The 21,165-nt window shown below is 64.1% G+C and carries 23 protein-coding genes; 12 read left to right on the plus strand and 11 right to left on the minus strand.

The window, feature by feature from the left end; all coding sequences use genetic code 11:
* Positions 1 to 67: 67 nt before the first annotated feature.
* On the plus strand, positions 68 to 883 hold the full coding sequence (locus tag FJ940_RS17310) for a class I SAM-dependent methyltransferase (RefSeq protein WP_140500186.1): 816 nt from the start codon (positions 68 to 70) through the stop codon (positions 881 to 883).
* Between the two features lie 45 nt (positions 884 to 928).
* Here the strand turns inward: FJ940_RS17310 and FJ940_RS17315 are convergent, their stop codons facing one another.
* Positions 929 to 1,423: a DUF2244 domain-containing protein gene (locus FJ940_RS17315; RefSeq protein WP_140500184.1), complete on the minus strand. Its 495-nt coding sequence runs from the start codon at positions 1,421 to 1,423 to the stop codon at positions 929 to 931.
* A gap of 22 nt (positions 1,424 to 1,445) precedes the next feature.
* On the opposite strand from FJ940_RS17315, the gene nth reads away from it, so the two are divergent.
* Complete coding sequence (gene nth / locus FJ940_RS17320; protein WP_140500181.1) at positions 1,446 to 2,249, plus strand: endonuclease III; 804 nt, start codon at positions 1,446 to 1,448, stop codon at positions 2,247 to 2,249.
* Position 2,250: 1 nt separating this feature from the next.
* Here the strand turns inward: nth and FJ940_RS17325 are convergent, their stop codons facing one another.
* From FJ940_RS17325 to FJ940_RS17335, 3 genes are all read right to left on the minus strand, one after another.
* Positions 2,251 to 3,759 (minus strand): tripartite tricarboxylate transporter permease, encoded by a 1,509-nt coding sequence (locus FJ940_RS17325; RefSeq protein WP_140657300.1) that lies wholly within the window; start codon positions 3,757 to 3,759, stop codon positions 2,251 to 2,253.
* Positions 3,760 to 3,769: 10 nt separating this feature from the next.
* Positions 3,770 to 4,231, minus strand: a complete 462-nt coding sequence (locus FJ940_RS17330; protein WP_140496398.1) for a tripartite tricarboxylate transporter TctB family protein — start codon at positions 4,229 to 4,231, stop codon at positions 3,770 to 3,772.
* A 75-nt stretch (positions 4,232 to 4,306) separates the two neighbouring features.
* Positions 4,307 to 5,284 (minus strand): tripartite tricarboxylate transporter substrate-binding protein, encoded by a 978-nt coding sequence (locus FJ940_RS17335; protein WP_140496395.1) that lies wholly within the window; start codon positions 5,282 to 5,284, stop codon positions 4,307 to 4,309.
* 309 nt (positions 5,285 to 5,593) lie between these two features.
* Here FJ940_RS17335 and FJ940_RS17340 point away from each other — a divergent pair, with 309 nt between their 5' ends.
* Positions 5,594 to 6,133, plus strand: a complete 540-nt coding sequence (locus FJ940_RS17340) for a GNAT family N-acetyltransferase (protein WP_140560257.1) — start codon at positions 5,594 to 5,596, stop codon at positions 6,131 to 6,133.
* A 112-nt stretch (positions 6,134 to 6,245) separates the two neighbouring features.
* On the opposite strand, the gene FJ940_RS17345 is transcribed toward FJ940_RS17340, so the two are convergent.
* Positions 6,246 to 7,094 carry an IclR family transcriptional regulator gene (locus tag FJ940_RS17345; RefSeq protein ID WP_224680568.1) on the minus strand — a complete coding sequence of 283 codons (849 nt, stop codon included), beginning with the start codon at positions 7,092 to 7,094 and terminating at the stop codon, positions 6,246 to 6,248.
* Positions 7,095 to 7,277: 183 nt separating this feature from the next.
* Between FJ940_RS17345 and FJ940_RS17350 the strand changes: the two genes are divergently transcribed.
* The 5 genes from FJ940_RS17350 (at position 7,278) to FJ940_RS17370 (ending at position 12,512) form a co-directional block, all read left to right on the plus strand.
* A complete protein-coding gene (locus tag FJ940_RS17350) occupies positions 7,278 to 8,255 on the plus strand; it encodes a tripartite tricarboxylate transporter substrate-binding protein (protein WP_140496391.1) in 978 nt (325 codons plus the stop codon).
* A 130-nt stretch (positions 8,256 to 8,385) separates the two neighbouring features.
* The gene (locus FJ940_RS17355; protein ID WP_140522492.1) at positions 8,386 to 8,922 is read left to right on the plus strand and encodes a tripartite tricarboxylate transporter TctB family protein; all 537 of its coding nucleotides are present in this window, start codon (positions 8,386 to 8,388) and stop codon (positions 8,920 to 8,922) included.
* A 4-nt stretch (positions 8,923 to 8,926) separates the two neighbouring features.
* Positions 8,927 to 10,450 carry a tripartite tricarboxylate transporter permease gene (locus tag FJ940_RS17360; protein WP_140556474.1) on the plus strand — a complete coding sequence of 508 codons (1,524 nt, stop codon included), beginning with the start codon at positions 8,927 to 8,929 and terminating at the stop codon, positions 10,448 to 10,450.
* Positions 10,451 to 10,465: 15 nt separating this feature from the next.
* The gene (locus tag FJ940_RS17365) at positions 10,466 to 11,650 is read left to right on the plus strand and encodes a CoA transferase (protein ID WP_140522488.1); all 1,185 of its coding nucleotides are present in this window, start codon (positions 10,466 to 10,468) and stop codon (positions 11,648 to 11,650) included.
* Between the two features lie 16 nt (positions 11,651 to 11,666).
* Positions 11,667 to 12,512, plus strand: a complete 846-nt coding sequence (locus FJ940_RS17370) for a citryl-CoA lyase (protein WP_140560259.1) — start codon at positions 11,667 to 11,669, stop codon at positions 12,510 to 12,512.
* A 5-nt stretch (positions 12,513 to 12,517) separates the two neighbouring features.
* On the opposite strand, the gene FJ940_RS17375 is transcribed toward FJ940_RS17370, so the two are convergent.
* On the minus strand, positions 12,518 to 12,994 hold the full coding sequence (locus tag FJ940_RS17375) for an NUDIX hydrolase (RefSeq protein WP_140496381.1): 477 nt from the start codon (positions 12,992 to 12,994) through the stop codon (positions 12,518 to 12,520).
* Between the two features lie 122 nt (positions 12,995 to 13,116).
* Positions 13,117 to 13,395: a hypothetical protein gene (locus tag FJ940_RS17380; protein ID WP_224646479.1), complete on the minus strand. Its 279-nt coding sequence runs from the start codon at positions 13,393 to 13,395 to the stop codon at positions 13,117 to 13,119.
* Positions 13,396 to 13,570: 175 nt separating this feature from the next.
* Here FJ940_RS17380 and FJ940_RS17385 point away from each other — a divergent pair, with 175 nt between their 5' ends.
* The gene (locus FJ940_RS17385; protein WP_246671039.1) at positions 13,571 to 14,338 is read left to right on the plus strand and encodes an invasion associated locus B family protein; all 768 of its coding nucleotides are present in this window, start codon (positions 13,571 to 13,573) and stop codon (positions 14,336 to 14,338) included.
* 71 nt (positions 14,339 to 14,409) lie between these two features.
* Here FJ940_RS17385 and coaBC read toward each other — a convergent pair whose 3' ends face one another.
* The 4 genes from coaBC to ubiE all read right to left on the minus strand — a co-directional run bounded on the left by coaBC (position 14,410) and on the right by ubiE (position 18,533).
* Positions 14,410 to 15,882, minus strand: coding sequence for a bifunctional phosphopantothenoylcysteine decarboxylase/phosphopantothenate--cysteine ligase CoaBC (gene coaBC / locus FJ940_RS17390; RefSeq protein ID WP_210240544.1), 1,473 nt, complete (start codon positions 15,880 to 15,882; stop codon positions 14,410 to 14,412).
* Between the two features lie 2 nt (positions 15,883 to 15,884).
* On the minus strand, positions 15,885 to 16,094 hold the full coding sequence (locus FJ940_RS17395) for a plasmid stabilization protein (RefSeq protein WP_140496375.1): 210 nt from the start codon (positions 16,092 to 16,094) through the stop codon (positions 15,885 to 15,887).
* A 74-nt stretch (positions 16,095 to 16,168) separates the two neighbouring features.
* Positions 16,169 to 17,743, minus strand: a complete 1,575-nt coding sequence (gene ubiB / locus FJ940_RS17400; protein WP_140496372.1) for a 2-polyprenylphenol 6-hydroxylase — start codon at positions 17,741 to 17,743, stop codon at positions 16,169 to 16,171.
* A gap of 13 nt (positions 17,744 to 17,756) precedes the next feature.
* Positions 17,757 to 18,533 (minus strand): bifunctional demethylmenaquinone methyltransferase/2-methoxy-6-polyprenyl-1,4-benzoquinol methylase UbiE, encoded by a 777-nt coding sequence (gene ubiE / locus FJ940_RS17405; protein WP_140560260.1) that lies wholly within the window; start codon positions 18,531 to 18,533, stop codon positions 17,757 to 17,759.
* A gap of 133 nt (positions 18,534 to 18,666) precedes the next feature.
* Here ubiE and FJ940_RS17410 point away from each other — a divergent pair, with 133 nt between their 5' ends.
* The 3 genes from FJ940_RS17410 to FJ940_RS17420 all read left to right on the plus strand — a co-directional run bounded on the left by FJ940_RS17410 (position 18,667) and on the right by FJ940_RS17420 (position 21,151).
* Positions 18,667 to 19,641: an adenosine deaminase gene (locus tag FJ940_RS17410; protein ID WP_140513737.1), complete on the plus strand. Its 975-nt coding sequence runs from the start codon at positions 18,667 to 18,669 to the stop codon at positions 19,639 to 19,641.
* Positions 19,642 to 19,771: 130 nt separating this feature from the next.
* Positions 19,772 to 20,401, plus strand: coding sequence for a uracil phosphoribosyltransferase (gene upp / locus FJ940_RS17415; protein ID WP_140496366.1), 630 nt, complete (start codon positions 19,772 to 19,774; stop codon positions 20,399 to 20,401).
* Positions 20,402 to 20,587: 186 nt separating this feature from the next.
* The gene (locus FJ940_RS17420) at positions 20,588 to 21,151 is read left to right on the plus strand and encodes a TIGR02281 family clan AA aspartic protease (protein WP_140657302.1); all 564 of its coding nucleotides are present in this window, start codon (positions 20,588 to 20,590) and stop codon (positions 21,149 to 21,151) included.
* Positions 21,152 to 21,165 lie beyond the last annotated feature (14 nt).

The raw sequence follows: 21,165 nt of genomic DNA on the forward strand, positions 1-21,165 counted from the left end.
CACCCGAAACTTGCCTTCTTGCGGCGCATACCCAGATAAACTCTGGTTTTCGAGCCCAGGAGTCGCCATGGCGGGTGAAAAGGTAAATCTCGCCGGCGCGAAAGAAACCTTGCTGATGACGCTCTACGGCAAGGCGCTGGAAAGCCGGATGCCCCATTCGCTGCTTGGGGATCGTTTCGCCGACGAGGCGGTGCGCAAGATCGACTATGATTTCTCAAGGCTCAAGGTCGACAGCAATCTCGGCATCGGCCTGGCGATCAGGGCAAAGACGCTGGACGTCCGCGTCGAGGAGTTTCTGGCCAGAAATCCTGATGCCATCGTGCTGCATCTGGGGTGCGGGCTCGACACGCGCATCTTCCGGGTCAATCCGCTACCAGGCGTCGACTGGTTCGATGTCGACTATCCGGAAGTCATTGAACTCAGGCGCAAGCTTTACCCGCCGCGCGACCGCTATCGCCTCATCGCTTCGTCGGTAACAGAGCCGGACTGGCTGGCTGAAGTGCCCCGGAACCGACCGGCCATCGTGGTGGCGGAGGGGCTGACGCCCTATCTCCCGGCCGAGGAAGGGTTCCGCCTGTTCTCGCGCCTGGTCATACATCTTGCCGGCGGCGACCTGATTTTCGACGCTTACAGCGGTTTCGGCCTGAAGCTGCTGCGCCTCAATCCAGCGATCAGGGCGACAGGCGCCGAGGTCCACTGGGCGATCGAGGATCCGCACGAACTGGAACTGGCTGTCCCGAAGCTCCGATTCATCGAAGACATCCCGGCCTATGGACCTGAACACGCCGCCCGCATGGGCTGGCCCGCGCAGCTGTTCGTTCGGCTTTGGAAATACATTCCCGCACTGCGCAAGATCGGCAGGCTTTTGCGCTATCGCTTCTGAAACGTCGTACCCTTGTTCGACGCGGTCCGGACGCAAGCTGTTCGGCTAGCGCGCCTTGGCGGTGGCGAGCGCACGTGAAAAGGCGGTGGCGAAGCTTTCGCGGGAATCGGGGTCGAGAAAGCCGCCGATCGCCACGTTTTGTCCCTGCGCCTCGACCGCCATCCGGGTGATGCCGATTTCGGCGTGACGGGCGACCGAAAAGCGCGCCCAGAACGGGTTGAAGCGGTGCGCTTCCGATTTTCCCGACGGCGCGGTCTTGCGGATATCGAGGCTGGTGCGCGAGATCGACACCTCCTCGCGGGCGCGGGCGGCACGGTAGTTCATGCGGAAGGCAATGTAGACGGCGACAACGTCCAGACCGAAGAAGCCGAAAACCGGCCAGGCGCCGCGCGACAGGAAAAAAGCCCCGGTCACCAGCCAGCCGAACAGCAGCGCGACCATCAGCACGGCGAAGCCGGTCTTGCCCAGCGACCGGTGCGGGGTCAGCAAGGCGCTGAAGAAGGGTTCGTCCGCCTGGAACGAGGCATTTGTGTCGTTCATATCTGGATATTATAGGAAGGAAATGGCAAGCCCCAAGTCCAAAGTACCCGCACAATCCGAAAAGAAGCCACCGCCTGGACGGCGCGACGGCTCGAACGCCAAGCCGAGCCCCAGGCCGGCCCGATCCAGAACGCTCTACAGTCCGGCGGAGGTGCACGAGATTTTCCGGCGCTTTGCCGTCCAGCGGCCGGAGCCGAAGGGCGAGCTCCAACATGTAAATCCCTTCACCCTGCTGGTGGCCGTCGTGCTGTCGGCGCAGGCGACCGACGCCGGCGTCAACAAGGCGACGCGGGCGCTGTTCAAGATCGCCGATACGCCGCGCAAAATGCTGGATCTGGGTGAGGCCAGGGTCGGCGACTATATCAGGACCATCGGTCTGTGGCGCAACAAGGCCAAGAACGTCATCGCGCTGTCGCAGGCATTGATTCGCGATCATGGTGGCGAGGTGCCGGACAGCCGGGACGAACTGGTCAAATTGCCGGGGGTCGGGCGCAAGACCGCCAACGTCGTGCTCAACATGGCCTTCGGCCAGCACACGATGGCCGTTGACACGCACATCTTCCGCATCGGCAACCGCATAGGACTGGCGCCCGGCAAGACGCCCGACCAGGTCGAGCAGGGGCTGTTGAAGATCATTCCCGACGAATATATGCGCCACGCGCATCACTGGCTGATCCTGCATGGCCGCTACGTCTGCAAGGCGCGCAAGCCGGATTGCCCGGCCTGCGTCATCGCCGACCTCTGCAAGGCGCAGGAAAAGACGACCAGCGTGCCGGCGCCGCTGGTCGAGATCGCTCCGCTCGAGGAAGCGAGCGGAATTCAATAAGTTAACTCTCCTCCACAAACACCTCTTCGCGCTTCTTCTTGACCGCGGGCAGGAAGACGATGACGAGCACGGCGAGCGCGATGAGGAGCAGGCCGGCGCTGATCGGTCTCGTCACGAAGGCGCTGGGATCGCCACGCGACAGAATCATGGCCCGGCGGAGATTTTCCTCAAGCAGGGGGCCAAGCACAAAGCCGAGCAGCAGGGGCGCGGGTTCGCAGCGCAGTTTGGTCAGGAGATAGCCGAGGAAGCCGAAAAAGGCGACGGCGTAGAGGTCGTAGACATTGGTGTTGACGCTGTAAACGCCGATCGAGCAGAACGCCATGATGATCGGGAAAAGCACGTAATAGGGGATCGTAAGCAGCTTCACCCAGAGCCCGATCAGCGGCAGGTTCAGGACGATCAGCATCAGGTTGCCGATCCACATGGAGGCGATGATGCCCCAGAAAAGCGCCGGCTGTTCGGTCGCGACATTCGGGCCGGGCACGATGCCCTGGATGATCATCGCGCCGATCATCAGCGCCATGACCGGATTGGCTGGAATGCCGAGCGTCAGCATGGGGATGAAGGAGGTCTGCGCGCCGGCATTGTTGGCCGATTCCGGCCCGGCGACACCTGCGATCGCGCCCTTGCCGAATTCTTCGGGGTTTTTCGATACGCGCTTTTCGACCGTGTAGGAGGCAAAGGCCGCGAGGATCGCGCCGCCTCCCGGCAGGATGCCGAGCGCTGAACCGATGATCGTTCCGCGCACGATGGGCGCCGCCATGCGCCTGAAGTCGTCGCGGGTGGGCATGAGGCCGGAAACCTTTCGGATCATCACTGAGCGCTCATGCTCGTTTTCGAGGTTGCGAAGGATCTCGGCGATGCCGAAGACGCCGACCGCCACGGCGACGAAATTCAGCCCGTCGGCATATTCGGGGATACCGAGCGTGAAGCGCGGCGTGCCGGTGTAGATATCGGTGCCGACAATGCCGAGCAACAGACCGAGCACGACCATCGCCAGCGCCTTGACGATCGAACCGTGCGCAAGCGCGACCGACGAGACGAGGCCGACGACCATCAGCGAAAAATATTCGGCCGCGCCGAATTCCAGCGCGATCGAGGTCAGCGGCGGGGCGAAGATGGCAACGAGGAAGGTCGACACCGTGCCGGCGAAGAACGAACCGATCGCCGCGATCGCGAGTGCCGCGCCGGCGCGGCCGTTCCTGGCCATCTGATAGCCGTCGATCGCCGTGACGGCCGAGGACGATTCGCCGGGCATGTTGATGAGAATGGCTGTGGTCGAGCCGCCATATTGCGCACCGTAATAGATGCCGGCGAGCATGATGAGGGAGGAAACCGGGTCGCCGATCTGAAAGGTGATCGGCAAGAGCATGGCGATGGTCGCGGTGGCGCCAATCCCGGGCAGGACGCCGATCAGCGTGCCAAGAAGGACGCCGATCAAGCAGAATCCAAGGTTCGTCAGCGATGAAGCGGTCGAAAAGCCGAGCGCCAGATTGCCGAGGAGCTCCATGCTCATCTCCTCACAATGGCAGCCATGGGCCAAAGCGCCGGAACGGAAGGCCGAGCGCGTAGCTGAAGACGAGGAATGCAAACAGGGTCAGGCCGGTCGACAGCACGAACGCGGTCAGCGGTTTCATGCGGCCGCTGGCGAACGATGCGATCAGCGCCGTCAGGAAGATAGACGGAATGAAGCCGAGGCCGCGCACCGTCAGGCCGAAGAAGATCGGAGCGGGAAGGATGAACAGCGAGCCGCGCCACGCAATGTAGCCGATCGGATCGCCCTCGAATCGCATCGCCTGGACGAGGATGACGAGGCCAAGCAGGATCAGCACGATCGCCAGCACCAGCGGGAAATAGCCCGGCCCCATGCGGAAGGCGGTGCCGATTTCCAGGCCGAGCGACTGCAACGCGAAAAATGCGCCGAAAACGATGAACAGCGCAGCGCATATGCCGTTCGTCCTGTCGATTGCGAAAGCCTTCATGACATTCCTCCCAAGCTGCGGGCGCGCGACGATACCGAAGCGAAAACGGGGCGCCGGCGGCGCCCCGTTCAAAACTCAGTCGGCGTATTGGCCGGCGGCTTCGATGATCGGCTTCCAGCGCGCGATCTCGTTTTCCAGCTTGGCCTTCAGCGCGGCCGGCGTCGCGTCGGCCTGCGGCGACGGCCTGGTGCCGAGCTCGGCGAAGCGGGCGGCGACGTTCTCGTCCTTCAGCGCGACCTGCAGGGATTTCGACAGCCGTTCGGTGATCTCCGCCGGAGTGCCCTTGGGGGCATAAAGACCGTGCCAGATGCTGACCTGCACGTCGGGAAGGCCGGCTTCCGTCGTCGTCGGGACATCGGGCAGCACATCGAGGCGCTCCGGCGAGGTGACGGCGTAAGCCTTGATCGTGCCGCCCTGGATCTGCTTGGTGGTGTTGGTCGTCTGGTCGCACATGATGTCGACCTGGCCGCCGAGGAGATCGGTCATGGCCGGGCCGGTGCCCTTGTAGGGGACGGTGACCAGCGGCGTCTTGATAGCGCTCATGAACAGCATGCCGCAGAGATGCGAGGCAGCACCTATGCCGGCATTGGCTACGGTGACGCTATCCTTGTTGGCCTTGGCGTACTCGACCAATCCCTTCAAATCGGCCGGCTCGAGGTCCTTTCGGCCAACGATGGTCATTGGCACCTCGGTGACGAGGCCGACATATTCGAAGGCGTTCAGCGTGTCGTAGGCGAGCTTTCGGTAGAGTGTGGCACTGGTGGCCATGCCGATGTGATGGAGGAGCAGGGTGTAACCGTCCGGCTCGGCCTTCGCGACGCGGCCAGCGCCCAGCGTGCCACCGGCGCCGCCGACATTCTCGACGATGACCTGCTGGCCGAGATCCTTGGACATGGCTTCCGCGACAAGACGCGTGACCGTGTCGGTCGGGCCGCCGGCCGCAAACGGCACCACGACGGTGATGGTGCGTTCGGGATAGGTTTGCGCGCCTGCGGCGACCGGATAAAGCGTGACGGCCACGGCGGCAGCCAGAGCGGCGACAAATCTTCTCATCGTGATTTCCTCCCAGAGCTTAAATCTTCAACCGCTGCGCGGAGTTCTCCTCGACACCGGCTGCACGGGTACAACTAGGGCAGGCTAACAGATTGCAATCGTACTCAAATGGCAAAGTGCTGATATCCGCAACCGTTCTGGCTGGCGGCCCATGAGGCGCGGCCGGACCATCGGAGGAACGACTGTCCCGGCTGGATCGAGACACGCCAAGCGCGCGCCGTCTGTCTGGAAGATGATCCGCGCCGGCCTGGCCCTTGCTCGCGGCCGGTGATTTGCTAGGTGCTTTGCAGGTTTGAGCGAGGGCGACCCATGAACCATCACGACACAAGCGGCGTTCCGATTATCGAAACGACGCGCGCCATCCTGCGAGCGCACCGGCTGGAGGATTTCGACGCCTATGTCGCCATGTGGGCCGATCCGGTCGTCACCCGCTTCATCGGCGGCAGGCCGCGCACGCGGGAAGAGAGCTGGATGCGCTTCCTGCGTCACGCCGGGCTCTGGTCGCTGCTCGGCTACGGTTTCTGGGCGATCGAGGACAAGGCGACGGGCCGTTTCGTCGGTGAGGCCGGGTTTCACGACCTCAAGCGCGATATGGAGCCGCCGATAGAGGGCATTCCGGAGGCCGGGTGGGCGCTCGCTCCGGCCGCCCACGGCGCCGGCCTCGCCACCGAGATCGTCAGCCGCGTGCTTGGCTGGGGCGACGAGACCTTCGGACGTGGCAAAACCGTCTGCATCATCGACCCCGAAAACACCGCTTCCTTGAACGTGGCGACGAAGTGCGGCTACCGGGAGGTGGCGCGGACCATCTATCACGAAACCCCGACCATCCTGCTGGAGCGGTTGGCCTGAGCACTCGCCAAGTGCCTAAAGCGCGCGGCGTCGAAACGGATTCATGCGCTGCGCTTAGCTTTCTTGTTTTACGTCGTTCTCCCAAAGCCGAGGTCCCTTTGGGCGGCATGCATTAGCGGTCGTTCCGCAAGGGCGTCGAAATGATCCGAGAACGCCGTCTGCTCCTGATAACCGCGCCGGGACTGGCATTATCCGTTTGCACCGCGGCTTCGCGAGCCGCTTCATCGAGCATCGAGGCATCCTCGCCGAAGGCGCGGGTGGCACGGGCCGCAGCCTCGAGCAGCGGCCGCCGCATGCGCCGCAGGAAGGCCGCGTCGACGCGTGTGCTCGGGCCGGCCAGGGTCAAGGCGCCGAGCAGAACCCGCCCAGGCCCGAACACCGGCGCCGAGACGCCCGCCGTCTGCGGGTCGCGGTCGCCGATGGCGAGGCAGTTGCAGGTCTTGCGGATGGTTTCGTACGGTTCGCCCGGCTGTCCGGAAAACGCCGCCAGCACACGCCCGCCGGAGCCCACCAGCAACGGCAGGACGTCACCCTCGCGGATCGTATAGCGGATAGGATGCTTGGACTCGACGCGATAGAGACAGGTGCGCACGTCTCCCGACCGGACATAGAACGCAACGCTTTCCCAGCTTAGCTCGCAGAGATCGCGCATGATCGGCAGCAGGATGTCGACCGCCACGACCGACCGCTGATAGAGCGCGCCGAGCCGGAAGCTGGCCGGCCCGATGCGGTAGCGTCCGTCGTCCAGGCGTTCGAGCAATTGTCCGCGCAAAAGCGAATTGGCCAGGCGCAGAATGGTGCTCTTATAGAGGCCGGTTCGGGCCGCGATCTCGGAAAGGCTGAGCGAGCGGTCCGCCGTGGTGAATGCATCGAGGATGGCAATGGCCCGGTCAAGCGCGGCAACACCGTCGGCTGACGCGCTCCGGATTTCGATGCCAGCTGGTTTGCCTGCCGAATTCATTGGTTCCCAGTCGAACAAAGGTCGAGCGGCGCGATTGTGTCGCGCAGCTCAAGCATTCTGTCCAGCAGAATATCGTTCCTGTTGACGGAACGCGGTAAAGTCTGCTTGAACTCAAGCACGGGTCTGGTTTCAGGCGCGTTTTTGGCGGGCACCGGAGGAGGTGTCGTGATTTGGAGGAATCCCATGCTGAACAGACGCAAATTTTTGATGAGCACCGCTGCCGCGGGGGCCGCCGGGCTGGTGGCGTCGCGTCTTTCTCCCGCTCTTGCCCAAGGCACGCCGCAGATACAGATTTTCGTGCCGGCGGCGCCCGGTGGCGGCTGGGACCAGACCGCGCGCACGATGGACCAGGTGCTGCGCAGCGAGAAGCTGATCTCCGGCTCGCAGATCACCAATGTCGGCGGCGCCGGCGGCACGGTCGGGCTGCCGCAATTCATCAGTCAATGGAACGGCAAGGGCAATTCGCTGATGGTTGGCGGCATGGTCATGGTCGGCGCCATCATCGCCAACAAGGCTGCCAATAATTTGACGCAGGTCACGCCGATCGCCCGGCTCACCGGCGAGTTCGAAGCGCTGGTGGTGCCGGCGGCCTCGCCGTTCAAGACGGCCGCCGACTTCGTCGCCGCGCTTAAAGAGGATCCGACGAAGGTTCCCGTCGCCGGCGGCTCGGCCGGCGGTTCGGACCATATCCTGTTCGGCCTGATCGCCAAGACGGCGGGCGTGCCGGCGACAAACCTGTCCTACGTGCCGTTCGCGGGCGGCGGCGAGGCGCTGTCAGCGCTGCTCGGCAACCAGGTGGCGGCGGGCATTTCCGGCTTTGGCGAGTTCTCCGAACAGGTCAAGGCCGGGGCGCTCAGGCTGCTCGCCATTTCCGCCGACAAGCGGCAGGAGGGCATCGATGCGCCAACGCTGAAGGAAGCCGGCATCGACGTCGAACTGTTCAACTGGCGCGGCGTCTTCGCACCCCCCGGCGTCTCCGATACCGATAAGGCGGCGATGATCACGCTGGTCGAGACCATGGCCAAGAGCGATGCCTGGGCCACGGAATGCAAGAACCGCAACTGGACGCCCATCCTGCTCACCGGCGACGACTATGCGAAGTTCCTTGCCGAGGATACGGCTCGCATCGAAGCCATCCTCAAGGATCTCGGGCTCGCCTGATTTCCCTGAAGGGGGCGGGTCCATGGTCCGCCCTTTTTCCTCCCGCCGTTCGCATGGACATGCGATCCACCGGGGATGAAGATAGGATAAAAGCCGGCTGTGAGACGCCGGCTGTCTTGGGAGGACATTCATGAGCACCAGCGACCAGCAGGCTGCGTCCTCGCGCCTTGCCGTACCCGAACTGCTGATCGGCATCGGGCTTCTGGCCTGTGCCGGGGCGGTCGCCTGGCAGACCTTGGCGATCCCGGTGTCGCCGCTCTACTCCAAGGTCGGCCCGACCGTCTTTCCCTACCTCACCATGTTCGGCCTGGTGGTTCTTTCGCTCTTGCTCATCGTCGCCGCACTGCGCGGCGGCTGGCAGCCGGAAGAGGAAAAGGAGACGCCGACCGACTGGAAGGCGATGGGCTTCGTCGTCATCGGCCTTGTCACCAACCTGCTCCTGATCCAGCCGCTCGGCTTTACCGCGGCATCCGTCATCATGTTCGTTCTGGTCTGCTACGGCTTCGGCAGCCGGCATACGCTGCGCGATGCGCTCACTGGCCTCGTGCTGGCGCTGGCCGCCTATTTCGGCTTCGCCAGGGCGCTCGGCGTCAATATCGGCGCCGGTTTCATCGAGAACCAGCTGAATACGGTGATCGATGCGTTCACCAGCACGCTGAGGGGCTGACGCCATGGAAACGCTAGGCCATCTGGCACACGGTTTCGCCGTCGCCTTCACTCCGGTCAACCTTCTGTGGTGCCTGCTCGGCACCACGCTTGGCACCGCCATCGGCGTGCTGCCCGGCCTCGGACCGGCGCTGACCATCGCGCTGCTTCTGCCGATCACCTACCAGGTTGCGCCGGAGGCCTCCTTCATCCTGTTTGCCGGCATCTATTACGGGGCCATGTATGGCGGCTCGACGACCTCGATCCTGCTCAACACGCCAGGCGAAAGCGCTACCATCGTCACCGCGCTGGAAGGCAACAAGATGGCCCGGTCCGGGCGCGGCGGCGCCGCACTTGCCACCTCGGCGATCGGCTCCTTCGTCGCCGGCACTCTCGGCACGCTGGGCGTCGCCTTCCTGGCGCCTATCGTGGTCAGGTTCGCGCTGGCCTTCGGCCCGGCCGAATATTTCTCGCTGATGGTGCTGGCCTTCATCACGGTTTCGGCGGTGCTGGGCTCGTCCTCGGTGCGCGGCTTGACCAGCCTGTTCGCCGGCTTTGTTATCGGCATGATCGGGGTCGACCTGCAGACCGGCCAGCCGCGCTTCACCTTCGGCATGACCGAACTGCTCGACGGCGTCGACGTCATCATCGCCGCCGTCGGCCTGTTCGCCGTCGGTGAGACGCTCTACATGGCCTCGCGCCGTTATGCTGGCAAGGACGAGATCGTGCCGCTGAAGGGCTCGCTCTATATGACGGCGGCCGAATGGAGGCGCTCGTGGAAGCCCTGGTTGCGCGGCGCCGCGATCGGCTTCCCGATCGGCGCCATGCCGGCCGGCGGCGCCGAGATCCCGACCTTCCTGTCCTATGCCATCGAAAAGAAGCTTTCGAAGCACAAGCAGGAATTCGGCACGGTTGGCGCCATCGAGGGGGTAGCCGGTCCGGAGGCCGCCAACAATGCCTCGGCCGCCGGCGTGCTGGTGCCGATGCTGACGCTCGGGCTGCCGACCTCGGCGACGGCGGCAATCATGCTTTCGGCCTTCCAGAGCTACGGCATCAATCCAGGCCCGCTGCTTCTGACGACACAAGGCAACCTGGTCTGGGGACTGATCGCCAGCCTGTTCATCGCCAACGTCATTCTCGTCATCCTCAATCTGCCGCTGATCGGGCTTTGGGTGCGGCTGCTGAAGATCCCGGCGCCGCAGCTCTATGCCGGCATCCTGGTTTTCGCCACCGTCGGCACCTACGGCATTTCGCAGTCGCCGATCGACCTCGCCATCCTCTATCTCCTGGGTGCTGCCGGCTTCCTGATGCGGCGCTTCGATTTCCCGACCGCGCCCGTCATCATCGGCATGATCCTGGGACCGCTCGCCGAAACTCAATTCCGCCGCGCCATGACGATCTCGAACGGCGACTGGTCGGTGTTCTACAAGCACCCGCTGTCGCTGACCCTGCTGACGCTGGCCTTCATCGGCCTGGTCGGGCCGCATATCTGGGCCTACATCGAACGCCGCCGATTGCGGGGGCCGGAGCATGTGCCGGGCGATGCCTGATCGATTTGAAGTGACATGACAGACCTGCTTTCCGGCATTCGCGTGCTCGACCTGACCAACGTCCTGGCCGGGCCCTACTGCGCCTACCAGTTGGCGCTGCTCGGCGCCGACGTCATCAAGGTCGAGGCGCCGCAAGGCGGCGACCTGGCGCGACAGCTCGGCGGTTCGCCGGAACTCAACCAGGCCGGCATGGGCGCTTCGTTCCTGGCTCAGAATGCCGGCAAACGCTCCGTCGTGCTCGACCTCAAGAAGGAAGCCGAGCGCGAACGCTTCCTCGACCTGGTCGCCAGCGCCGATGCGCTGGTGGAAAACTTCCGCCCCGGCGTCATGGACCGGCTTGGCCTCGGTTACGAGGCGCTGAAGGCGGTTCGCCCCAGCCTTGTCTACTGCGCGATATCGGGCTTTGGCCAGACCGGGCCGATGCGCGACAATCCGGCCTATGACCAGATCATCCAGGGCCTTTCGGGCATTATGAGCATCACCGGCACGCCGGAGACGGCACCCTTGCGGGTCGGCTATCCCGTCGCCGACACGCTGGGCGGACTGGTCGGGGCCTTCGCCATCGTCTCGGCGCTGGTAAGGCAGAAGACGAGCGGCGAGGGTGCTTTTCTCGACGTGTCGATGCTTGAATGCACATTGTCGGCGCTTGGCTGGCCGGTTTCCAACTATCTGACGGCCGGGGTCGATCCCAAGCCGATGGGCAATGAGAACATGACGGCGGCACCGTCGGGCGCCTTTCGCACCGGCGACGGTCTGCTCAACATCGCCGCCAACAAGCAGGAGCAGTTCGTAACGCTTTGCCGGCTTATCGAACGGCCGGAGCTGGCGTCGGATCCACGCTTTGCCGAGCGCGAGACGCGCAAGCGGAACCGTGCGGCGCTGAAGATCGAGATCGAGGGGGCCCTGGCGAATGGCCCGGCGGCTGCGTGGGAAGAAAAACTGAACCGCGCCGGGGTGCCGGCGGGCAGGGTGCTGACGATCCCGCAAGTGCTGGCCGAACCGCAGGTGCTGGAGCGCCAGATGACCAGGGCTTTCGACGGCGTGGCTGACATGGAGAGACCGCTGACGGTTCTGCGCGGCGGCTTCATGGTCGATGGCACGGCTCCATTGCCGGCCTCCCCGCCACCGGCCCTGGGCGAGCACATGGACGAGGTTTTCGCCGGCCTGTCGCCGCGAGCGAAGACAAAGGCACTCACATGAACGAGCAAAAGACGATATGAGTGAGCAAAAGACGGGCCGCGAGCGTGCAGAGGAGTGGTGGCAGACCGGCATTATCGAAATGCGGCCGGGCGTCATCCGGCTGCGCGGCTATGAAATCCAGGACCTGATCGGCCGCGTCAGCTTCCCGGCTGTCATCTGGCTGATGCTGCGCGGCGAATTGCCCAGCGAGGAACAGGCCGCGCTGCTCGGCATTGCGCTGGGCGCCGCAGTCGACCACGGGCCGCAGGCGCCGTCGATCGCTATCGCCCGCATGGCGGCGACCTGCGGTGTCGGCATCAACAGCGCCATGGCTTCGGCCATCAACGTGCTTGGCGACGTCCATGGCGGCGCCGGCGAGCAGGCGCTTGCCTTCTATGGCGACATTGCCGCGGCGCTCGATGGCGGCACGACGCTGAAAGAGGCTGTCTCGGGGCGGCTTGATCGATTCTTTGCCGGGGAAAAGGGCTACGTGCCGGGGCTGGGCCATCGCTTCCATCCGGTCGACCCGCGCGCGCCGCGCCTGATGGAACTGACTCGGGAGTTTGCCGCGCGCGGCGTGATCCATGGCCGCTTCGCCGATATCGCCGAGGCGATCGAGGCGGAGGTCGCGCGGCGCAAGGGCAAAAAGATACCGCTCAACATCGATGGCGCGACCGCCGTCATTTACGGCGAGCTCGGCTTTCCGCCACCGCTAACGCGGGGGCTTTTCGTGCTGTCGCGCTCGGTCGGCATCCTGGCGCATGCCTGGGAACAATCCCAGCAAGCCGAGCGGAACAAAGGTCCGCTGCCACGCGAATGGCTGTGGGCCTATGCCGGGACGCCAGTGCGACCGCTCCCCGAAGAGGACGGCGCCGGGGCGTGAGGCCTTTACGTAGGGCCGATTTGTGCCGGCTGGGGAAGCTTCAAGGTCCTTACCAGCGTCGAAAGTTCGGGTTCGTCGATGAGCATGGCCGCATCGGCCGGCGCCAGCCAGGCCCGTTGCCGCCGTTTGGCTTCCTGCCAGTCGGCGAGCTCTTGCGTTACTTCCAACAGATAGACGATGACATCGACGCGCACGAACCGGTTGGCCAGCCGCTTCCAATAGGAATAGGTGCCCGCCGGCTGCTTCAGGGTCTTGCCGAGCACGCCCGCTTCTTCCTGCGCCTCGATGGTGGCCGCCTTGCGTCCGCTCTTGCCTTTCATCGGCCAGCCCTTGGGTACGATGAAGCGCCTGGTGGTGCGCGAGGTGACCAGCATGACCTCGATGTCGCCGCGCTGGTCCAGCCGAAAAGGGATAGCCGCGACCTGGCGGATCGTCTCGCCCTTCTTGGCCTTGCGCACGGCCTTTTTCTTGGTGGCTGCCATTCGAAAATCCAGTCGGTGCAGTGCCCATACCGTGACGCGGTGTCGTTACAAAACCCAAACTGCGGCAGGGGCACCTGAACGCCCCTACCATGTAAGTCGGCTAAATAAAAGAGAAGCCCGCCTCAGCGGCAGGTGCTTACGGCGGTGTTGCCGATTATCTGCGTCTGGCAGTTCGGCCTGACCCGCGGCACGATGGGCGGGGGCTGTTGCACGATCACCCGGTCCTGAGCCCGATTCTGTTGCTGCTGCTGCTGAAACTGCTGCCGCTGGACACGGTTTTGCAAGGCCTGCAGATCGTTCTGCTGGATCAACGCGTTGTTGTCGACGGAGGGAATGAGCACCTGCGCGGAAGCAGGCAGACGGATGCCCGCCAGCGTCGCGGCTGCCAATGCCGCCGTCATGAAAACCGTTGATGGCCGAAGCGCCAACATCTGCTCATTCCCGCACAAACAAAGTTCCCTCTACATATAGTGCGTTTGTCCCCTCGTGCCACGCCAGAGTGCCGATTAACAGGAAATCGCGTGATCGCGCCCCCTTCGCGGCGGAGGAGAATCTGCCCCGCCGCCCGCATCGCACTTGACGGAAGCGATCGATTCGCCGCTCTATCGGGCTGACGCCGGCCTCGAATTCCATGGCGTCAACGGCGTCGGCATGTCCGTCGGATGTAACGGCGCCTTCGAGGAAACGGTCAAACAGAACGCCGACAGTGCGTCCTTCAGGGTCAGCTTCCAGCTGGCTCAGGGATGGAGCCGGGCAAAAGGGGTCCTTATGAGGAAGCATGCGTATCTGCTGGCGATGCTGGGGGCTGCCTGCATCGCCGGTCTGCCGGCCGCGGCGGCGCAGACAAAAGGCGACAAAGCGGCGGCCGCGCCCGCCGCCAACCAGCCACAGTTGCCCGGCGGCGCATCGGCCCTGTCCGAAACCCATGGCGACTGGGCGGTCAACTGCCAGATATCGGGCGCGGCCAAGGCATGCAGCCTGTCACACCAGCAGTTCAACAAGCGAAGCAACCAGCGTCTGCTGGCGATAGAGCTGTCGAGCAGGACGGGCGAAGACGCGACCGGTACGCTCGCTTTGCCGTTCGGCCTGGCGCTCGCCAAGGGCGTCACCCTGACGATCGACGACCAGAAGCTGGACGGCAGTCTGCAGTTCAACACTTGCCAAGCCGTCGGCTGCCTGGTGCCGGTGGCGTTCGATGCCAACGTCGTCCCCGTGCTCAAGGCGGGCACCACCTTGAAGGTCGATGCCTTCGCGGCGGATACGGGGCAAGCGGTTAGCTTCTCCATCCCGCTCAATGGCTTCGGAAGTGCGCTTGCCCGGACGGCCGAGCTTCTTGCCGACTAGCGGTTCAGCGTTCGACAGAATCGCTAGCTTGCGCTAAGCCTTTGTTTTAGGAATTCCGACGGTCCAGCTCGTCACGCTGCGGTCGTTTTCAGCCGTTCCGCGATCAGGGTGGCGAGCCGGGTCGCCACTTCGTCCTTGCTCATCTCGGGCCATTCCTCGACGCCGGTCTTCGAGACGATGCGAACACGGTTGCGGTCGCCGCCCATCACACCGGATGGGCCGACGCCGCTGGTCTGCGACACGTCGTTGGCGACAATGAAGTCGGCGCCCTTCTTCCTCAGCTTGGCTTCGGCGTTGCGCAAAAGGTCCTGCGTCTCGGCGGCGAAGCCGACCACCAGCGCCGGCCGCTGCTTGTGATGCCCGACGCCCGCAAGGATGTCGGGGTTCTCGATCATGCGCAGCACCGGCGGGCCTTCGCCCGGCGCTTTCTTGATCTTCTCGCCAGCTGGGCTGTCGGTGCGCCAATCGGCGACGGCGGCGACGAATACCGCCGCATCGGCCGGTAGAAGCTGTTCCACGGCATCGCGCATTTCCTGCGCCCGCTCGACGTGGATGGTTTTCACACCAGCCGGATCGGCGATGCTGACGGGACCGGAGACCAGCCTCACGTCGGCGCCGAGCCTGGCCAATGCCGCCGCTATGGCATGGCCCTGCTTTCCCGACGATCGGTTGGCGATGTAGCGAACGGGGTCGATCGGCTCGTGCGTCGGGCCTGACGTGACGATGATCTTCTTGCCGGCCAGCGGCTTGGATCCGGTATCGAGCAGCGCCTCGATGGCGGCGACGATCTCCAGCGGCTCGGCCATGCGGCCTTCGCCAGCCTCGTTGCTCTCGGCCATCTCGCCTTTGGCGGGGCCAACGAAGGTGATGCCATCCTTGTGCAGCGCCGCACGATTGCGCCGCGTCGCCGGATGCGCCCACATTCTGGGGTTCATGGCCGGCGCCATCAGCACCGGCTTGTCGGTGGCCAGGAGCACGGTGGAGGCAAGATCATTGGCGTGGCCGTTGGCGAGCTTGGCCATCAGGTCGGCGGTGGCGGGCGCCACGACTAGCAGATCGGCCTCGCGCGATAGCCTGATATGGCCGACATCGTGCTCGTCATTGCGATCGAAGAGATCGGTAAAGACATGGTCTGCCGAGAGCGCACCGGCCGACAGCGTGGTGACGAATTCCCGCGCAGCCGACGTCATGACCACGCGCACCGCCGCACCCCTTTCACGCAGACGGCGGATCAGGTCGAGTGCCTTGTAGGCGGCGATGCCGCCGCCGATGATGAGCAGGATGCGCTTGCCGGAGAGGCTCATGAAGGACCAGAGATCATCAGCGACTTTCTTCTGATCAAAATCTGCTTTTTGCAGCTCCCGGCCGAATTCGAGGATCTCCTCCGCCGTAACGAAATCCTCGGCACCTTTGAAGGTGGGCGCCACTTCCTTGAGCAGCAGACTTCTTGCCTCCTGCTCCATCGACACACCATGACGGGCAGCCCGCTCGCGCAGTCTTTGTTTCAAATCCTCGTCGAGATTGCGAATGGTCAGGGTACCCATGGCTAACTTTGCCTCCCTGCCATTGGTTGAACCTTGGCCTCGTCCTTGAATGTCAGGCGTCCACCATCGAAGCCTTTCGTGGTCGGAAGCCCAACTGATGCCGCGAGCACATCCCGCGCCTCCTGCTCCATGGAAACGCCGCGCGCGGCACCGCGTTCACGCAATCGCTGCATGACATGATCTTCCAGATTCCGGACAGTAATCCTGGCCATAGTCGCACTCCTGCGCACAATATAGCTATCCCGTCTTTCGACTGCAATGACCGCATTGCTGTCATTGCAGTCACTCAGAGCAGCTTCCAGGCTATATAGACCAGCGTCAGGGCTATCACCCACAGCGCCACGCGGCCGGAGCGGTTGTAGCGCGCTTCGGCCTTTCCGATGGCGCGGGCCGTCGCCTCGTCGAAGCGCAGGCCATGCTCGGCCATCAGGTCGATCTCGCGCGACAGCCGCTCGGTGCGCGCTGCCAACTCGGGGGCTTGGCGGATCAGCGTCAGCATCGCCTTGCCGCCGTCGCGGGCGTCGGCCAGCAGGCCGCTTGGCCCGAGATTTCCTGATATCCAGCCGCTGACCACGGGTTCGGCGGTCTTCCACATGTTGAAGGCCGGATCGAGCGTGCGCGCCACGCCCTCGACCACCACCATGGTTTTCTGCAGGAGGATCAGTTCGGGCCGCGTCGCCATGTCGAAGAGTTCGGTCACCTCGAACAGCAGCGTCAGAAGCTTGGCCATGGAAATGGTCTCGGCCGGCTGGCCATGGATCGGCTCGCCGATGGCGCGGATCGCCTGGGCGAAGGCCGCGACATTGTGCTGGCGCGGCACGTAGCCGGCCTCGAAATGAACCTCGGCGACGCGCAGATAGTCGCGCGTGATGAAGCCGTAGAGGATTTCGGCGAGGAACCGGCGCTCCTTCTTGCCGAGCCTGCCGGCAATGCCGAGATCGACCGCGACGATCGTGCCATCAGCCTCGACGAACAGGTTGCCCGGATGCATGTCGGCGTGAAAGAAGCCGTCGCGCAGCGTATGGCGCAAGAACGACTGGATGAGGTTGGCCGCGATTGCCCTCAGATCGTGTCCAGCGGCGGCGAGTCCGGCGATGTCGTTCATCTTGATGCCGTCGACCCATTCCATGGTCAGCACGTCGCGGCCGGTGCGCTCCCAGTCGACGGAAGGGACGCGAAAGCCCGGATCCTCCCTGGTGCTTTGACCAAGTTCGGAAAGCGCGGCCGCCTCGAGGCGCAGGTCCATCTCGATCTTGGTGGTCTGCGCCAGCGTCTCGGTCACCTCCACGGGCCGCAGCCGGCGTGAGGAGGGGATGTATTTCTCCTGCAGGCGGGCCGCGAGGAAATAGCTTTCGAGATCCTGGAAGAAGCGGCGGCGCACGCCCGGCCGGATCACCTTGACCGCCACCTTCCTGGCGACGCCGCCATCGACGGTTTCAGCGGCATGGACCTGGGCGATGGAGGCCGCGGCGACCGGGTCGCCGAACCGCGTGTAGAGGTCGCCGAGCTTGCGCCCGAGCGAGCCCTCGATGGCCGCCACCGCCTCGGCCGTCGGGAAGGTGTGCATCTTGTCCTGCAGCATGGCGAGATCGAGCGCCATGTCGTTGCCGACGACATCGGGTCGTGTCGCCAGAAACTGGCCCAGCTTGACATAGGACGGCCCGAGCCGGACCACCGCCTTGGCCAGCCGATCGCTGCGCTCATAGGCGAGCGCGCGGCGGCGGGTAAACAGCCGCGCCAGCCGCCAGCCCAATTTCGGCAGGCCGGACAGTTCCTCGCCGGGCAAAGCGGCGACGACGCCCTCGCGCACAAGCACCCAGCCGGCCCGCATGAGCCGAAATCCAGCGCTGACGGTGCTCATGCCCGGGCCTGCCTCAAAGTTTCCAGCCCGAATGAAGCGCGGCGATGCCGCCGGAATAGTTGCGGAACGAGACCCGATCGAAGCCCGCGCGGGTTATCATGGAAGCAAAATTCGCTTGGTTGGGGAATTTCGCGATCGACTCGACGAGATAGGAATAAGGCTCGCCATCGCCGGTGACGGCCTTGCCGATCTTCGGAATGGCCTTGAACGACCAGGCCTCGTAGACCCTGTCGAGCAACGGCATCTCGACCTCGGAAAATTCCAGGCACAGGAACCGCCCGCCCGGCTTCAGCACGCGCAACGCTTCGGTGAGAGCGACGTCGATCCTGGGGACGTTGCGGATGCCGAAAGCGATGGTGTAGGCGTCGAAGGTGGCGTCCGCGAACGGCAGTTCCTCGGCATTGGCTTCGACGAAGTCGGTGTTGCCGGACATGCCTTTCTTTTGCGCCCTGTCGCGACCGACGGCGAGCATCGAGCCGTTGATGTCGAGCACGGTGGCATGAGCATGCCCATGGCTGGCATCGACGATGCGAAAGGCGATGTCGCCGGTGCCGCCGGCGACATCGAGCACGCACCAGCCCGGCCGCTTCGGCGGATTGAGCCAGGCTACCATGGCGTCCTTCCACAGCCGGTGCAGGCCGCCCGACATCAGGTCGTTCATCAGATCGTAGCGGTTGGCGACCTTGTGGAAAACATCGTTGACCAGGGGCTGCTTGTCGCCTGCCCCTACACGCTTGAAACCATAGGAGGTTTCCATGCCGCCGGCGGCCGTGGTTCTCTCAACTGACATTTTTTTGATCCGTCATAAAACCGGCGGGACCATAGCCGATCGATGGTGCGGGCGCTATTGTTTAAGGCGCGGTGTTCGGCCGCGCTTCCAGGTGGCGGGTTTCGAGACCTGGACTGACCGACGGGATGTTTGAATGCCTTTGAAAGCGGAACTGCACTGCCACATCGAAGGGGCAGCGGCACCGGAACTCGTCATCCGACAGGCGCAGAAATACGGCAAGGACATCTCGCCCTATATCCAGAACGGCTCTTTCGTCTGGCACGATTTCACCTCTTTTCTCGCCGCCTATGATTTCGCCTCCGACCTGTTCCGGACCGAGGAAGACTATGCGCGGCTGGCTGACCATTATCTGACCAGCCTGGCTCGTGACGGCGCCATCTACTCAGAGGTCTTCACCTCGCCGGATCATGCCATGAAGGCGGGCCTGTCGCCCAAGGCCTATACTGACGCGCTCGGCGAAGGCATGGCCCGCGCCAAGGCCAAGACCGGCATCGAGGGCCGCATGATCGTCACCGGCGTGCGCCATGCCGGCGTCGAGTCCATCGAGCAGGCAGCGCGCTTTGCCGCGCGCTGCGGACATCCGCTGGTAACCGGCTTCGGTGTCGCCGGCGACGAGAGGGTCGGCGAGATGGAGGACTACGTCAGGGCATTCGAAATCGCCCGCGAGGCCGGGCTCGGCATTACCGTCCACGCAGGCGAACTGACGGGGTGGGAGACGGTCCAGGCGGCGCTCGATCACATCCGCCCGTCGCGCATCGGCCATGGCGTGCGCGCCATCGAAAACCCCGATCTTGTCCGGCGCATCGCCGATGAGGGCGTGGTGCTGGAATGCTGTCCCGGCTCCAACATTGCGTTGAAAGTGTTCGACAGTTTCGCCGCCCACCCGTTCCCCGCCCTGCTAGCGGCCGGCTGCAAGGTGACGCTCAACTCGGATGATCCGCCCTATTTCTGGACCTCGCTGAAACGCGAATACGACATTGCGGCCGAGTATTTCTCGATGAACGAGAAGGCGCTGGCGGCCGTTACCCGAACGGCCATCGAGGCCGCTTTCGTCGACAGGAAGACCAAGGCAACGCTGCTCAGCCGGCTGGATGCGAAGGCCAGGTGAATGAAGGCTGGGTGGACAGGGAGTGGCCAGCAGTGAGCAGTTTGGCGGAGCGCGCATCGGGACTCGCAAATCGGCTCACTATTCACTACTCACTATTGGCTACTCACCACGAACCACGTCGGAGCACATCATGAAGGGCGTCACCGTCGTCGACCACCCGCTTGTCCAGCACAAGCTGAGCATCATGCGCAAGAAGGAGACATCGACGGCCGGTTTCCGGCGGCTGCTGCGCGAGATCTCGCTGCTGCTCGGCTATGAGGTGACACGCAATCTCGAACTCACGACGACGACCATCGAAACGCCGATCGAAACGATGGAGGCGCCGACGCTGGAAGGCAAGAAGCTGGTCTTCGCCTCGGTGCTGCGCGCCGGCAATGGCTTGCTCGAAGGCCTGCTCGACCTGGTTCCGGCGGCCCGCGTCGCCCATATCGGCCTCTATCGCGACCATGAGACGCTGGAGGCGGTCGAATATTTCTTCAAGGCGCCGAGCGACCTTGCCGACCGGCTGGTCATCGTCGTCGATCCGATGCTGGCCACCGCCAATTCCGCCATCGCGGCGATCGACAAGCTGAAGGGGCGCGGCGCCACCAACATCCGCTTTCTGTGCCTGCTGGCGGCGCCCGAAGGCATCGAGCGCTTCACCAAGGCACATCCCGACGTTCCCGTCTTCACGGCTTCCATCGATCGCCAGCTCAACGAGAAGGGCTACATCATGCCCGGCCTCGGCGACGCCGGCGACCGCATGTACGGGACAAAGTGATTTACCGAAAGTTTACGCAACGGCGCGGTTTCGAGCGGCGTTAAAACGGCAAACACCATCCCGGCGTTAAGGATCGGCCTTCACGACAGCGCCGTGCGTCCTGTCGGACGCTGCGGCACTTTGATTTGCGCGTGATCCTTTCCGAAATCGATCCCGATTTTCGGGGTCATGCGTCGGGGCCGATCCATGCTGCGCAAGCTACTTATCCTCAGCGTCTTTGCCGGTACATCGGCATCCATCCCGATTGTCTATCAGTCGAATCCGCAGATGTTCGAAAGCCTGCTGAAAACGGCGGTGACGGCCAAGCCAGCGGCCGACGCCCGTCCGGAGGTCGCCTTGGCAGCGGCTCCCGACAAGCCGGTGGCGCCGTTGCCGATGGGCCGCAAGGTTGTCGTCACGGCCGACGCGCGAGGGCATTTCTCGTCGGCCTTCAAACTGAACGGACGCCAGATCGACGGCATGATCGATACCGGAGCGACACTGGTCGCCGTCAACACCTCGACGGCGCGCAGGATCGGATTGTCGGTGAACCCGTCGGATTTCAGTCATGAGGTCAACACGGCCAACGGCACGATCAAGGCGGCGGTGGTGATGATCGACCGCTTGCAGATCGGCAGCATCACCGTCAACGACGTGCAGGCTATCGTGCTCGACGACAAGGCGCTGCACACCAATTTGATCGGCATGAGCTTTCTCAATCGGCTGGGCAAATATCAGGCCGAAAACGGCACGCTGCTTCTTGTCCAGTGAGCGGGCACGGCCGT

Origin of the sequence: Mesorhizobium sp. B2-3-7, assembly GCF_006442695.1 — a bacterium.
Lineage (GTDB): Bacteria > Pseudomonadota > Alphaproteobacteria > Rhizobiales > Rhizobiaceae > Mesorhizobium.

Bases quoted from the DNA above. Each gene is read 5' to 3' on its own strand.
- FJ940_RS17340 (WP_140560257.1), top strand. From the start codon at position 5,594: ATGAACCATCACGACACAAGCGGCGTTCCGATTATCGAAACGACGCGC.
- FJ940_RS17360 (WP_140556474.1), top strand. From the start codon at position 8,927: ATGGAAACGCTAGGCCATCTGGCACACGGTTTCGCCGTCGCCTTCACT.
- FJ940_RS17420 (WP_140657302.1), top strand. From the start codon at position 20,588: ATGCTGCGCAAGCTACTTATCCTCAGCGTCTTTGCCGGTACATCGGCA.
- FJ940_RS17345 (WP_224680568.1), bottom strand. From the start codon at position 7,094: ATGAATTCGGCAGGCAAACCAGCTGGCATCGAAATCCGGAGCGCGTCA.
- FJ940_RS17310 (WP_140500186.1), top strand. From the start codon at position 68: ATGGCGGGTGAAAAGGTAAATCTCGCCGGCGCGAAAGAAACCTTGCTG.
- FJ940_RS17335 (WP_140496395.1), bottom strand. From the start codon at position 5,284: ATGAGAAGATTTGTCGCCGCTCTGGCTGCCGCCGTGGCCGTCACGCTT.
- ubiE (WP_140560260.1), bottom strand. From the start codon at position 18,533: ATGTCAGTTGAGAGAACCACGGCCGCCGGCGGCATGGAAACCTCCTAT.
- FJ940_RS17350 (WP_140496391.1), top strand. From the start codon at position 7,278: ATGCTGAACAGACGCAAATTTTTGATGAGCACCGCTGCCGCGGGGGCC.
- coaBC (WP_210240544.1), bottom strand. From the start codon at position 15,882: ATGGGTACCCTGACCATTCGCAATCTCGACGAGGATTTGAAACAAAGA.
- FJ940_RS17395 (WP_140496375.1), bottom strand. From the start codon at position 16,094: ATGGCCAGGATTACTGTCCGGAATCTGGAAGATCATGTCATGCAGCGA.
- FJ940_RS17315 (WP_140500184.1), bottom strand. From the start codon at position 1,423: ATGAACGACACAAATGCCTCGTTCCAGGCGGACGAACCCTTCTTCAGC.
- FJ940_RS17380 (WP_224646479.1), bottom strand. From the start codon at position 13,395: ATGACGGCGGCATTGGCAGCCGCGACGCTGGCGGGCATCCGTCTGCCT.
- FJ940_RS17375 (WP_140496381.1), bottom strand. From the start codon at position 12,994: ATGGCAGCCACCAAGAAAAAGGCCGTGCGCAAGGCCAAGAAGGGCGAG.
- upp (WP_140496366.1), top strand. From the start codon at position 19,772: ATGAAGGGCGTCACCGTCGTCGACCACCCGCTTGTCCAGCACAAGCTG.
- FJ940_RS17410 (WP_140513737.1), top strand. From the start codon at position 18,667: ATGCCTTTGAAAGCGGAACTGCACTGCCACATCGAAGGGGCAGCGGCA.
- ubiB (WP_140496372.1), bottom strand. From the start codon at position 17,743: ATGAGCACCGTCAGCGCTGGATTTCGGCTCATGCGGGCCGGCTGGGTG.
- FJ940_RS17355 (WP_140522492.1), top strand. From the start codon at position 8,386: ATGAGCACCAGCGACCAGCAGGCTGCGTCCTCGCGCCTTGCCGTACCC.
- FJ940_RS17370 (WP_140560259.1), top strand. From the start codon at position 11,667: ATGAGTGAGCAAAAGACGGGCCGCGAGCGTGCAGAGGAGTGGTGGCAG.
- FJ940_RS17365 (WP_140522488.1), top strand. From the start codon at position 10,466: ATGACAGACCTGCTTTCCGGCATTCGCGTGCTCGACCTGACCAACGTC.
- FJ940_RS17325 (WP_140657300.1), bottom strand. From the start codon at position 3,759: ATGGAGCTCCTCGGCAATCTGGCGCTCGGCTTTTCGACCGCTTCATCG.
- FJ940_RS17330 (WP_140496398.1), bottom strand. From the start codon at position 4,231: ATGAAGGCTTTCGCAATCGACAGGACGAACGGCATATGCGCTGCGCTG.
- nth (WP_140500181.1), top strand. From the start codon at position 1,446: ATGGCAAGCCCCAAGTCCAAAGTACCCGCACAATCCGAAAAGAAGCCA.